Source organism: Anaerobacillus sp. ABR4_321 (genome assembly GCF_056158505.1).
Map to the genome: position 1 here is coordinate 2,049,658 of NZ_JBSWTK010000001.1, position 13,643 is coordinate 2,063,300.

The 13,643-nt window shown below is 40.6% G+C and carries 13 protein-coding genes; 11 read left to right on the top strand and 2 right to left on the bottom strand.

The window, feature by feature from the left end; translation table 11 throughout:
• The first annotated feature begins 12 nt into the window (after positions 1 to 12).
• The 11 genes from recO (at position 13) to ACXADT_RS10590 (ending at position 11,786) form a co-directional block, all read left to right on the top strand.
• Positions 13 to 762, top strand: coding sequence for a DNA repair protein RecO (gene recO, locus ACXADT_RS10540; RefSeq protein WP_270179322.1), 750 nt, complete (start codon positions 13 to 15; stop codon positions 760 to 762).
• 140 nt (positions 763 to 902) lie between these two features.
• Complete coding sequence (gene ccpN / locus ACXADT_RS10545) at positions 903 to 1,544, top strand: transcriptional regulator CcpN (RefSeq protein WP_270179321.1); 642 nt, start codon at positions 903 to 905, stop codon at positions 1,542 to 1,544.
• Between the two features lie 14 nt (positions 1,545 to 1,558).
• Positions 1,559 to 2,383: a pyruvate, water dikinase regulatory protein gene (locus tag ACXADT_RS10550; RefSeq protein ID WP_270179320.1), complete on the top strand. Its 825-nt coding sequence runs from the start codon at positions 1,559 to 1,561 to the stop codon at positions 2,381 to 2,383.
• A gap of 236 nt (positions 2,384 to 2,619) precedes the next feature.
• The gene (locus ACXADT_RS10555) at positions 2,620 to 3,111 is read left to right on the top strand and encodes a YaiI/YqxD family protein (RefSeq protein ID WP_270179319.1); all 492 of its coding nucleotides are present in this window, start codon (positions 2,620 to 2,622) and stop codon (positions 3,109 to 3,111) included.
• 20 nt (positions 3,112 to 3,131) lie between these two features.
• On the top strand, positions 3,132 to 4,952 hold the full coding sequence (dnaG, locus tag ACXADT_RS10560) for a DNA primase (protein ID WP_474811068.1): 1,821 nt from the start codon (positions 3,132 to 3,134) through the stop codon (positions 4,950 to 4,952).
• Between the two features lie 47 nt (positions 4,953 to 4,999).
• A complete protein-coding gene (gene rpoD, locus ACXADT_RS10565) occupies positions 5,000 to 6,115 on the top strand; it encodes an RNA polymerase sigma factor RpoD (protein WP_270179317.1) in 1,116 nt (371 codons plus the stop codon).
• A 303-nt stretch (positions 6,116 to 6,418) separates the two neighbouring features.
• Complete coding sequence (locus ACXADT_RS10570) at positions 6,419 to 7,558, top strand: acyl-CoA dehydrogenase family protein (protein WP_270179316.1); 1,140 nt, start codon at positions 6,419 to 6,421, stop codon at positions 7,556 to 7,558.
• Positions 7,559 to 7,601: 43 nt separating this feature from the next.
• A complete protein-coding gene (locus ACXADT_RS10575) occupies positions 7,602 to 9,251 on the top strand; it encodes an AMP-binding protein (protein ID WP_474835253.1) in 1,650 nt (549 codons plus the stop codon).
• A 215-nt stretch (positions 9,252 to 9,466) separates the two neighbouring features.
• Positions 9,467 to 9,826, top strand: coding sequence for a cytochrome c550 (gene cccA, locus ACXADT_RS10580; protein ID WP_270179314.1), 360 nt, complete (start codon positions 9,467 to 9,469; stop codon positions 9,824 to 9,826).
• A gap of 131 nt (positions 9,827 to 9,957) precedes the next feature.
• Entirely contained in the window at positions 9,958 to 10,668 is a 711-nt protein-coding gene (locus ACXADT_RS10585) for a tRNA (adenine(22)-N(1))-methyltransferase (RefSeq protein WP_474811072.1), read from the top strand.
• Positions 10,665 to 11,786 (top strand): Nif3-like dinuclear metal center hexameric protein, encoded by a 1,122-nt coding sequence (locus tag ACXADT_RS10590; RefSeq protein WP_474811074.1) that lies wholly within the window; start codon positions 10,665 to 10,667, stop codon positions 11,784 to 11,786. Before ACXADT_RS10585 ends, ACXADT_RS10590 begins: the two co-directional genes overlap by 4 nt.
• 34 nt (positions 11,787 to 11,820) lie before the next feature.
• Here ACXADT_RS10590 and ACXADT_RS10595 read toward each other — a convergent pair whose 3' ends face one another.
• Positions 11,821 to 12,765 (bottom strand): 4-hydroxy-3-methylbut-2-enyl diphosphate reductase, encoded by a 945-nt coding sequence (locus ACXADT_RS10595; protein WP_270179311.1) that lies wholly within the window; start codon positions 12,763 to 12,765, stop codon positions 11,821 to 11,823.
• 89 nt (positions 12,766 to 12,854) lie between these two features.
• Entirely contained in the window at positions 12,855 to 13,451 is a 597-nt protein-coding gene (gene vrrA, locus ACXADT_RS10600; protein WP_474835251.1) for a VrrA/YqfQ family protein, read from the bottom strand.
• Between the last annotated feature and the right edge of the window lie 192 nt (positions 13,452 to 13,643).

Consider the following 13,643-nt stretch of genomic DNA (forward strand, 5'->3'; position numbering starts at 1 on the left):
TGGTGAAGCTCCTTGTTGAAAAAAGTAGAAGGTATTGTGATAAGAACGGTTGATTATGGAGAAACCAACAAAATAATTACTCTTTATACAAGAGAGACGGGTAAGGTTGGCGTCATGGCAAGAGGCGCAAAAAAACCAAAAAGCCGTCTTTCTTCCGTTTCTCAACTATTTGTATATGGACATTACTTATATCACCACACATCAGGACTTGGTGGGTTAAATCAAGGTGAACCAATCGACTCCTTCCGTTCAATACGTAATGATTTGTTTTTAACATCCTATGCAGCTTACGCTGTCGAGCTCGTTGATAAATTAACGGAAGATAACAAACCAAATCCGTACTTGTTTGAAATGCTTTATCAGGTCATGCATGCGCTAGATGAAGAGAAGGATCCAGAAGTTGTGCTGTTTATTTTCGAACTTAAAATGTTGCGTGTTGCAGGAATCAATCCTCAGCTAAGTTCTTGCGTAAATTGCGGGTTAGACAATGGGAAGTTTGAATTCTCTATACGAGAAGGCGGTTTTCTATGCCATCGTTGTTTGTCTATTGACCCTTACCATATTCCACTCAAGAAAAAGACGGCTGAACTTCTACACCTGTTTTCACACATGGATCTTGGACGACTCGGCAATATTTCTCTAAAGACAGAAACAAAGAAAGAAATCAGAGAAGTATTAAACCAGTACTTTGATGCATATTCAGGACTTTTTTTAAAATCAAAGAGATTTCTTGAGCAGTTGGATCGTTTTAAGCTTGAATAGCAAAAACCCTGGCACGTTTCCAGGGTTTTTGCTATTTAATGTTAATTTTATGCAGAAAGCTTACGGATAAAATCGAACACTTTTACGAAAAGTCATTAATAGTATATAATAATGAAAATAAAGTATAACATTTTAGTAAGGTGGTGAGCCAAATCGAACTGAATAACCGTCAAGAAACAATCCTTCAGATCGTAAAGAATGAAGGTCCAATAACGGGTGAACATATTGCTGAGAAACTTAGTCTAACACGGGCTACGCTTCGGCCAGACCTTGCCATTTTAACGATGGCTGGTTATCTTGATGCGAGGCCAAGAGTAGGGTATTTTTATACTGGTAAAACTGGTTCTCAGTTACTTACCGAAAAAGTTAAGAAGATTAAGGTAGACGATTATAAGTCGATTCCGGTTGTTGTGCAGGAAAACACGAGTGTGTATGACGCGATTTGCTCGATGTTTTTGGAAGATGTAGGAACATTATTCGTGGTTAACAAACAAGCTCACCTCGTTGGGGTCCTATCAAGAAAAGATTTGCTAAGAGCTGCTCTCGGTAAACAGGATTTACAGAGTATCCCGGTAACGATTATTATGACAAGAATGCCTAATATTACAGTTTGCTTTCAAGATGATATGCTTATTGACGTAGCGAATCGATTGATTGAAAAGCAAATTGATGCACTACCCATCGTCAAGGAAGTGTCTGAGGGTATGGAGGTAATCGGAAGGATAACGAAAACCAATATCACAAAAGCGATGGTCGACTTAGCAAAGAATGAAATTATTTAGTATAGGAGGTACATATGACAAATACAACAAATCGTGCGGTCGTTTATGTTATTTCTGACTCCGTGGGTGAGACTGCTGAGTTAGTCGTAAAAGCTGCTACAAGCCAATTTGATCCTACTGACTTTGATGTCAGAAGGGTGCCATATGTTGAAGATACTGCGACGATACAAGAAGTAATGACACTAGCAAAAGAAATGAACGCGATCGTTGCTTTTACTCTTGTTGTACCACAGCTGCGAGAGTTTCTATTAGATGTGGCAGCAAAAGAACGTGTTCAAGTGGTTGATATCATCGGACCGATGATCGACCACATCCAAGAGGCGATTGGTAAAGAGCCCCGAAACGAGCCAGGGCTAGTACATAAGCTTGATGAAGATTACTTTAGAAGAGTTGAGGCAATCGAGTTTGCAGTAAAATATGATGACGGAAGAGATCCTAGGGGAATTGGGCTAGCGGACATCGTCCTCGTCGGAGTATCTAGAACGTCTAAGACGCCCCTTTCTCAATATTTAGCGCACAAACGGCTTAAAGTTGCGAATGTTCCTATCGTCCCTGAAGTGGAGCCTCCAGAAGAATTGTTTAAAGTATCTGAAGGCAAGTGCTACGCGTTAAAAATAAGTCCAGAAAAATTAAATGATATACGAAAAGAACGTTTGAAAGCATTAGGTCTAAATGCAGAAGCAAGTTATGCAAACATGTCTCGTATTAAAGAGGAACTAGAATATTTCGATAAAGTTATCCATAAAATGAATTGTCAGGTAATTGATGTTTCCAATCGTGCAGTTGAGGAAACAGCTAATTTAATTCTAAGCTTGTACAGAGGGAAGCATTCGTCTTAATTCTATATGAAAAACATACTACCAAGAAAATGTTCTGGTAGTATGTTTTTTTGCGATAAATATCTGTTCAATTTAAATAATTTAGTATATAATCAAATATTGTCAATAAAATTTGTCTATAATCATAATAATAACTTTACCGACCGCTACACCATTGCAGAAGCGGTTAAAATTCTGAAAGTTAAAACATAAATGCTAAAAGAAGGATAACTCAGGGAGATGTAGAATAGAGAATTATGACGAAAAAGAAACTGACGCTTTTTGTCGATGCAGACGCATGTCCTGTTCCAATTAAAGAAGAGATCGTATCTTTTCAACCAGCACTTATGAATGCTGAAATTGTTTTTGTAGCTTCATATGCTCATATGAGCACAACGTTCCAAAGTGCAAGGTGGGTTATGGTAGACTCAGAAAAAGAAGAAGCAGATCTTTACATTCATCGCCATGTTACAAAGGGAGATATCGCCATTACGCAGGATTATGGACTGGCAAGTCTTCTTTTACCAAAAGGCGTTTTTATTCTGTCCCCAAGAGGGAAAACGTACACAGAAGAGAACATTTCCACTCTTCTACATACGCGGTATCTAGCTTCAAAAAGTAGACGTGCTGGCAAACATACGAAAGGACCAAGGAAGTTTACGAACGAGGATCGTGAAAACTTTCGTAAAGAATTTATTAAAATTTTGTCGAAATATGAAGGAGATTATTTCTGTTTATCGAAACTATAAAAGCCTGTTGGTGATAAATGATGAGTGGCAGAATCCCAGAAGAAAAAATTGAAGCGATTCGCCGTTCCACAGATATTGTGGATGTAGTAAGTGATTATGTCCAACTGAAGAAGCAAGGCAGAAGCTTTTTTGGACTTTGTCCATTTCATGGAGAAAGTACACCTTCTTTTTCGGTAGCTCCTGATAAACAAATCTATCATTGCTTTGGATGTGGAACAGGTGGAAATGCCTTCTCATTCCTAATGGAGATCGAAGGATACAATTTCATAGAAGCTGTTCAAATTTTAGGACAAAGAGCTGGTATCGAGCTACCTGAAATCAATAGTGATCATCAATCGAACTCCAAGGCTTCATCCGATAAAGATGTCATGTTAAAAGCACATGATTTTCTAGGTAAACTGTATAATTATTGCATGCTTAACACTTCGGAAGGGAATCAGGCTAAAGAGTACCTTGAGAAGCGTGGTTTTACAAAAGAAATGATTGAGAAATTTCAACTAGGGTATGCACCTGAATCGTGGGACTACGCTACGAATTATTTAACCAAAAGAAATTACCCTCTTTCGAAGGTCGCGGATGCAGGTCTTCTCTCAAGAAGGGAGTTTGATGGAAAATACTTTGACCGTTTTCGAAATCGAATCATGTTTCCAATTTGGGATGCGAAAGGTAGAACGGTCGCATTCGGAGGGAGAATCGTTGGAAGTGGTGAGCCAAAGTATCTTAATAGCCCAGAGACTCCTATTTTTCAAAAGGGAAAGATGCTTTATGGTTTCCATCTGTCACGTTCTTCAATTCGTATGAAAGATCAAGCAATCCTTCTCGAAGGTTATGTTGACGTGATTAGTGCTTACGGGAATGGGGTAGAAAATGTTGTAGCGAGTCTTGGTACTGCTTTAACAAAAGAACAAGCACGTTTGATTCGTAGGCAAACTGATTCAGCAATCATCTGCTACGATTCAGATAAAGCGGGTATAAGTGCAGCGTTAAGAGCAGCCGAAGAGCTTCAAGAAGCTGGCTGTTACGTAAGGATTGCCAAAATGCCTGATGGTCTTGATCCCGATGACTATATCCAGAAATACGGTGGAGATCGTTTTGAAAAGGATGTAATAGGGGCAGCGCCAACTGTAATGGCTTTTAAAATGGAGTTTTTCAGAACTGGAAAAAACCTATCGGATGAAGGAGAACGAATCCGCTATATCGAAGAAGTACTCAGAGAAATAAGCGGACTGACAAAAGCTGTTGAACGGGATCACTATCTTAGACAGCTATCACAAGAGTTCTCGCTTTCGCTTGATGCTTTAAAACAGCAAGCGGCCCAATTTTATAAGGAGAGGAAGAATAAGAAGGATAATGCCCCTCCTAAAAGGGATAATAATGCTAGGAAAAATTTCTATGTGAAGAAAAAACTTCTGCCCGCGTTTCATAATGCAGAACGTATCTTACTTGCTTACATGATGCGTGATCTGGATGTAGCTGAAAAAGTTCAGGAAGAAGTTGGCGGTTCGTTCAATATTGACGAGCATAGTGCGATTGCAGCGTATTTATATAGCTTCTATGCTGCAGGCCATGAGGCAGATATCAGTCACTTTATGGAACAGCTCACTGATTCAAACCTTGTAAAGATTGCTTCTGAGCTTGCTATGATGGATTTAAATGACGACGTGTCGGATAAAGAGTTACAAGATTACATTCGACAGGTGTTAATTTATCCAGAATGGATAAAGATAGAAGAGAAAGAAAAAGAGAAAAAAGAAGCTGAATCCAAACAAGATTTTGTACAGGCAGCAAAAATCGCTATGGAAATTCTTGAGATGAAAAAGAACCTTAAAAATTCATCTTAAGCTTACGAATAATTGATGTGTTGAGATGTATGGAAGGAGGGGATCGAATGGCTGAGAAACCTACACGCCAGCCGGCGGAAGGTGAATTAACCATCGATCAAGTAAAAGAGCAGTTAGTAGAGCTTGGAAAGAAGACAAGCTTGATTACTTACTCTACGATCGTTGAACGGTTATCGCCGTTTGAGCAAGATTCAGACCAAATGGATGAATTTTTTGAGTACTTGGAGGAACAGGGTATTGAAGTTATTGAAGACAATACAGATAACCCTTCTCCGCAAGAAGTTCAAAAAGAAGAAGAGTTCGATTTAAACGACCTGAGTGTACCACCGGGTGTTAAGATAAATGACCCAGTACGTATGTACCTTAAGGAAATCGGTCGTGTAGACTTGCTATCAGCAGATGAGGAGATCAACCTTGCTCAACGTATTGAGGAAGGCGATGAGGAAGCGAAACGTCGTCTAGCTGAAGCAAACCTTCGACTTGTGGTAAGTATCGCCAAGCGATATGTCGGAAGAGGTATGCTGTTCCTTGATTTAATTCAAGAAGGAAACATGGGACTAATCAAAGCCGTTGAAAAGTTTGACTATCGTAAGGGTTATAAATTTAGTACGTATGCAACTTGGTGGATTCGTCAGGCCATCACTCGTGCGATTGCCGATCAGGCTAGAACGATACGTATCCCGGTTCACATGGTTGAAACGATCAACAAACTGATTCGAGTACAACGTCAACTTCTACAGGATCTCGGTAGAGAACCATCCCCTGAAGAGATCGGTAAAGAAATGGAGCTTTCACCTGACAAAGTTCGCGAAATCTTAAAGATTGCTCAAGAGCCAGTATCTCTTGAGACACCGATCGGAGAAGAGGACGACTCTCATCTCGGTGACTTTATCGAAGACCAGGATGCTTTAGCGCCATCAGATGCCGCTGCTTATGAACTATTAAAAGAGCAGCTTGAAGACGTATTAGATACTCTTACTGATCGTGAAGAAAACGTACTTCGACTTCGCTTTGGACTAGACGATGGCCGAACAAGAACGTTAGAAGAAGTAGGACGCGTTTTCGGCGTTACACGTGAAAGAATTCGTCAAATTGAAGCAAAAGCGCTACGTAAGCTTCGCCATCCTAGCAGAAGTAAGCGCCTAAAGGATTTCTTAGAATAGAATAATCAGTAAAACTCTCTGGCTGTTGAACTACAGCAGGGAGTTTTTTTATTCTAGCTAAATTCTCCTAGCTAAAGATACATTTCTTGTCATTTATTTTACTGATTTTTCATTCGATTTGCAAATCCACATTTCGGTTAAAAAATTATGGAACCTTCTGTAGCAACAAAAAACCTAAGGAATTAACGAAAAATTAACATTGTATAATTATTTTATTTTTTTAAATGTTGAAAAAACAAAACATAAACGAGATAATAAAATGTAAGCGTATTCAAATAGTGTTTTAACAGGAGGTTCTTTAGCATGCATTTTGACTTAACAGAAGAACAGAAGATGATTCAAAAAATGATTCGTGAATTTGCAGATGAAGTGGTTGCTCCAGATGCAGAAAAGCGTGACAAAGAGAAAAAGTTTCCTTTAGAAATTTTTAAGCAACTGGGTGACCTTGGAATCATGGGCTTGCCGTTCCCTGAAGAGTATGGCGGTGGAGGAGCAGATACGATTAGCTTTGCGATCGTTGTAGAAGAATTAAGCCGTGCTTGCGGATCAACGGGTATCACTTATTCAGCTCATGTGTCTCTAGGTGGCGCTCCATTAAACCTTTTTGGAACTGAGGAACAAAAACAGAAGTATCTTGCACCGATCTGTTCAGGTGAATCTTTAGGAGCTTTCGGTTTAACAGAACCTAACGCAGGGTCTGATGCTGGGGGAACAGAGACAGAGGCCTATCTCGAGAATGGTGAATGGGTGATCAACGGCAGCAAATGTTATATCACCAACGCATCATATGCGAAGCATCTCGCTTTAACAGCAATCACAGATCGTAAAGATGGACAGAAGGAGATTAGTGCAATAATCTCGCCAACTGATGCTAAAGGGTTTAGAGTAATCGATAATTATGAAAAGCTCGGTCTTCATTCTTCAAACACAACAGAATTAGTTATGGAAGATGTGAGAGTGCCTGAAGAAAACCTTTTAGGAAAGCGTGGGGACGGTTTTAAGCAGTTTTTAATTACATTAGATGGTGGACGTATCGGCATCGGCGCGATGGCTGTAGGGATAGCTCAGGCGGCATACGAGAAGGCGTTGCAGTATGCGAACGAGAGAAAACAATTTGGACGTCCAATCTCTAAGTTTCAAGCGATTCAATTTAAGCTAGCTGATATGGCGATGAAGATTGAACTTGCCAGAAACATGGTACACAAAGCTGCATGGTTAAAAGACCAAGGCAAGCGATTTACAAAAGAGGCATCGATATGTAAGCTTTACGCATCTGAAATTTGTATGGAGGTCTGCGATCAAGCTGTTCAAATACACGGTGGTAATGGATACATGAGAGATTATCATGTTGAAAGGTACTTTAGAGATGCTAAGCTTCTAGAAATTGGTGAGGGAACTTCCGAGATTCAACGTACGATTATTGCTCGAGAAATTGGCTGTTAAACTGAACGAGCGCTCGGTTAGAATAAACGATAGGAGTGAGTGTATGTCGGAACTGCTTCATGAAACGATTGGTGAAATGCTTGAACGCCAAGTTGAACGTTATCACAGCAGGGAAGCTGTGGTTTATTCAAAAGAGGGATTACGCTATACGTTTAAAGAATTTAATGAGGAAGTTGACCGCATTGCCAAGGCTCTCATGAACCTTGGCGTTGAGAAAGGTGAGCATGTGGCAGTATGGGCGACAAATGTTCCGGAATGGCTTCTACTTCAATTCGCGACGGCAAAGGTTGGTGCAGTCCTTGTAACAGTCAATACAAACTACCAGAGTACCGAATTGGAGTATGTGTTAAAGCAGTCCGATGCTACGAGGCTATTCTTGATAAACGGGTTTAAAGGCACGTCCTACCCTGAAGCATTCCTTAGTCTTTTGAAACGTGACGACAAGATAGTGAATGGTAGTTGTGCAATAGGAGCACTGCCCCATCTAACAGATGTGGTATACATTGGATCTGACCGTTATGAGCAATTCAAATCTTGGCATGCTTTTGTGGACGGATATAAAAACATTCCGGAAAATCAGCTGCAAGAACGAAAAGAGAGCCTTACTCCTGATGAAGTGATCAATATGCAATATACATCTGGTACGACTGGGTTTCCGAAAGGTGTTATGCTCACGCACGCCAACATCCTGAACAATGGCTATCATATAGGACAATGCATGGAGCTTTCAGAAAAAGATCGCTTGTGCATTCCTGTTCCTTTCTTTCATTGTTTCGGCTGCGTACTAGGCACCTTAGCAGCATTCTCTTCAGGAGCATCAATTTTCCCAATAGTAGAATTTGACCCTGAACAAGTACTTGAAACGGTGGAGAAAGAAAAATGCACTGCCCTTCATGGAGTACCTACGATGTTTATATCTGAATTGAACCTTCCATCGTTTAGTAAATATGATCTGAAAACGTTAAGAACGGGAATAATGGCAGGTAGTCCATGTCCGATCGAAGTCATGAAGAAGGTCATGGATGAAATGAATATGACTGAAATTACGATTGCATATGGGCAGACAGAAGCATCTCCTGTTATTACTCAAACTAGAACGAACGATCCAGTGGATTATCGAGTGAATTCAGTTGGTAAAGCTCTACCGGAAGTGGAAGTTAAGATTGTTGATCCGGTTACAGGAAATGACGTAGGAACAAATGTAACGGGCGAACTGTGTACAAGAGGGTATCACGTCATGAAAGGCTATTACAAAATGCCTGATGAAACTCGAGAAGCCGTTGATAATGAAGGTTGGTTACATACAGGAGACCTAGCTGAAATGGACGAGGAAGGATATGTGAAAATCACAGGCCGTTTAAAAGACATGATTATCCGCGGTGGAGAAAATGTTTATCCTCGTGAAATCGAAGAGTTTTTATACACACATCCAGCCGTTCTGGATGTTCAAGTAATCGGGATACCTGATGAGAAGTATGGTGAGAAGGTCGTTGCATGTATTCAGAAAAAAGAAGGGCACGACCTAACAGAAGCCGATATTCTGGAGTATTGTCAGAATAAGATAGCGAGATATAAAACGCCAGCACATGTTTTCTTTATCGATCACTATCCGATGACGGCATCTGGGAAAATTCAAAAATATCGCCTTCGTGAGACGGCAGTGAAATGGGTAGAGCAAAACACTGGAGTATAACCCACTTGATGCACCAGCTCAATTGCTGGTGTATTTTGTTTTATGAAGAATATTTGCTATGATAGAACAAGGTTAAACAAAGATTGACAAATATGTGATTTGCCACCGTTCCCCTTTTCTTTCATAGCGTTTTCAAGTAAAATATATAATGATTTGTTTACTCTTACATATTTGGGGAAAACTACATCAGCGAATCGGTACAAGGAGGAAAAAAAATGAAAAAGAATCCGCTTATTCCATTTGCATGGACAGCAGTCATCGGATTTATTCTCATTATTGGCGTTTCTTTTTGGGCAATGCAACAGGGAGGCGAAGAAGAAGCTTCTGGAGGAAAAGAAGGACAGAAAGCTGAAGCAGCCGCTCCTGAAGAGATCTATTCTCAGAACTGTGCATCCTGTCATGGTGGAGACCTTGGAGGACAAGTTGGCCCAGCATTAAATGCAGTGGGTAGTAAATTATCCAAGGATGAAATCCTTGATATTATCAACAATGGTAAAGGCTCTGGTATGCCTGCCGGTCTAATTCAAGGAGAACAAGCAGAAGCTGTAGCCCAGTGGCTTTCTGAGAAGAAATAAGATGTGTATTGAAGCTTTCTGTGCAAACAGAAGGCTTTTCTATTTGTTAAGAGCGAAATTGGTATGAAGGTGTAAGCTGATGACTCTTAAGGGAAACATATAGTGAAAATCTAATAAGTAGTGGTGACATAATGAACGATAAACTATTATCAGAGCGTTTGAAAATGGTAGCGAGTTTTGTACCAGAGGCTAGTTCAGTTGCAGATATAGGCTCAGATCATGCATACTTGCCTTGTTATTTAATGAATCAACGAAGAATTTCCCATGCGATAGCTGGGGAAGTGAATGAAGGTCCTTTTCAATCTGCTGTTAATCAAGTGAAACGAAGTGGCTTTACAGAAACGATATCAGTAAGAAAAGGAAATGGGCTAGAAGTTTTAGAACCGCGTGAAGTAGATGTTATTACGATTGCAGGTATGGGAGGGCAACTGATTCGAAATATTCTTCTTGAGGGAATAGAAAAGTTAGAGGGTGTTTCTCGACTTATTTTGCAGCCAAATGTTGCTGCTCACCTTTTAAGAGAACGACTTGCAGATTTGGGATGGGAATTAGTAGACGAACGTATTCTCGAAGAAGATAAGAAGATCTATGAAGTTCTCGTTTTTGACCGCGGTGACGGTAACAAACCATATCAAGATTTAAGTGAGCGTGAACGTGCAAAAGCACTGCTATTCGGACCGATGCTTACTCTAGAGAGGAATCAGGCGTTCGTAAAAAAATGGAGCCATGAACTAGAGAAAAGAGAACGAATTCTACGTTCTATGGAAAACTCTGATGCTACATCTGAAAAAGAAGCGCAAGTGAAAGATGAAATCCAATTAATTAAGGAGGTCATTTCATGAGTAAACAAGCTTCAGGACAAGCGATCATCCAAGAATTCGAATCTTGGTCAAAAAAGAAATATGCGGAAGACGGTGATCCGATAGGCCTGCAGGTCGGCCGTCTTAATAAAAAGATTAATAAGGTCATGACGACGCTTGATGTACTGCCAACAGTAGTTGAAGAAGCGATTCGTGAAGAGGTAGACTTAATCATCGCCCATCATCCTATCCTCTATAAACCGCTTAAGAAAATCAACTTGGATACTGAACAAGGAAAGATGATTGAACAGCTTATCAAACATGATATTACCGTTTATGCAGCTCATACAAACTTAGATGTTGCACCAGGTGGAGTGAACGATATGCTAGCGGAAGCGCTAGGGCTAATAAATACACAAGTACTTGTAAACACGTTCAAAGAGCCTTATAAGAAAATCGCAGTTTTTGTGCCGGCAACACATGAAGCAGAAGTTCGAGAAGCCCTTGGTCAAGCGGGTGCAGGGTTTATCGGTGGGTATAGCAACTGCACATTCAGTTCTGAAGGGACTGGCAGGTTCAAACCAACGGAAGGTACGAACCCATATATAGGTGAACAGGGCAAGATCGAGTCTGTAAATGAAGTGAAGGTGGAAAGCATCTTTCCTGCTGGTGAACAGACAAAGGTTTTGAGAGCAGTTTTAAAGGCACACCCTTATGAAGAAGTAGCGTATGATATTTACCCAATCGAGAATGAAGCAAAATCATATGGCCTAGGGCGTGTTGGTTATTTGGAAGATGAAATGACACTTGAAGCCTTTGCTCAAATGACCAAAGACCAGTTAGGTTCTAAAGGTGTGAGGATAGTAGGCGACCTTTCTTCAACGGTGAAAAAAGTTGCCGTGCTCGGCGGTGATGGCAATAAGTTTATCAGTGCAGCACGATTTAGTGGAGCGGATGTGTTTGTTTCTGGAGATATTTATTACCATGTCGCACATGATGCGATGATGGAAGGACTGCAGATCGTCGATGCAGGTCATAATATCGAGAAAATTATGATCGAAGGAGTTAGGAAGAAGCTTCAATCGTTTATGGATGATAAAAAGTATTCGACTGAAGTAATCGGATCAGCAGTAGATACGGACCCATTCAAATTTAGATAAAAAAAGATTCCGTCCATGACGGAATCTTTTTTGTTTATTTCTTTACTTTTACTTTTGGAAGAATCTTTGAAGACGGAACATTTCGTTCTCTTCCCCAAGTTTCTGGGTTCTCTGCATCGTATTGATCTAAGAAACGAATGACTTCTTTAGTAATAGGTGTCGGAGTAGATGCACCAGCAGTAACTCCTACTGTTTCAACGCCATCGAGCCACTCTAACTGTATTTCAGTTACATCAGCAATTCTGTATGCTGGTGTGCCGGCAACTTCGATAGAAACCTGTGCTAATCGATTAGAGTTGTTACTCTTTGGATCTCCGACTACAAGCAATAGGTCTGTGTCACCAGCTTGTTCAGCTACCGCTTCCTGTCGAACCTGTGTTGCGTTGCATATCTCATTATGAATAACAGCATGAGGATATTTTTCCATGGATCTTTCCATGATTTCTTGAACATCCCATTGACTCATTGTCGTTTGGTTTGTAATGATGATGCGTTCTGAGTCGATGTTAAGATCATCCACTTCTTCTGGTTTCTCGACCAGGTGAACGATATCAGGAGCGATTCCCATAGCACCTTCAGGCTCAGGGTGTCCTTTTTTACCTATATAAATGACATGATAGCCTTCTTCTTTTTTCTCACGGATTAAATCATGAGTTACTGTGACGTCAGGGCATGTAGCATCAAGTACGGTAAGCCCCTTTTCTTCAGCAAGCTCTCTTACTTGTGGAGACACACCGTGCGCAGTGAAAATAACAGTTCCTTTATCGACCTGTTTAAGAATCTCCATGCGGTTAGGACCATCGAGCGTGATGATTCCTTCATCTTCAAACGCATCTGTAACGTGTTTATTATGAACAATCATGCCGAGAATGAAAATTGGCCTTGGTAATGTTTTATCCATTGCTGCGTTGCGAGCGATGACCATAGCATCGACTACACCATAGCAGTATCCTCTAGGTGAAATTTTCTTTACGTTCATCGAGTACCTCCTCAATCCAGATGGATTGTCGTATAACCTATCTTTGGTTAATTATAAAGCAGATTGAGGCATATCTCAATGAATTGACGTTAAACGTATAGTTTTGGCTTTGATTTGCTTGTATGATTTATATTCGCTTTTGAACTGCTTTTCGTACTCTTTTTCTTAGCTTTTGGGGGTGGTGCCTTCTTAGTTACATTGCTAACTTCTTCATTCGATTCTGTTTCTTCACTAACGTCGGTTTCTTCATCTTCTGTATTAGAAGAGTTTTTATATTCTTTAAATAAAGCAATCATTTCGGGCAGTTGTTTTACCATCGGACCATATTGTTGGACCATCGGTTTGATCGTATCTGCAGCTTGCATGACCTTTTGGACATTTTGTACCATGCCCATCATGTCCATTCCGCCCTGCGAGCTTCCCTGTAATAAGTTCGTAAGCATACCACCAGCTCGTTCTGCTCCTCCAAAACCGCCGGCTTGCATACCTTGAAAAGATCCAGGAGGCATTGGAAGTGATTGAGTTGAACCTCCGCCTCCGCCTAACAGTCTAGATAGGAGCCCGCCCACTCCGGATTGAGTAGGTTGAGGAACGGTAGGACCTGGTGCTCCTCCAAATCCACCGGAGAATGGAAAACCCATCCCCGAACCTAAACCACCTGGAGGGGAGGGAGGGAATTGATTCATATGTTGTCCTCCTTTCCATAAGGTGACCATTGTATATTCTGATTAATAATAAGATATGCTGATAAAATTTGAAGGTGTGGGAACTTGAGATAATGGGCATGACAGAAGTAAGAAGGTTTGTATACACCAGTAGTATGTATGGCGTATTTGTCTAATCTGGTCTATAATACAAGGTGGATTAATGGATGGAGG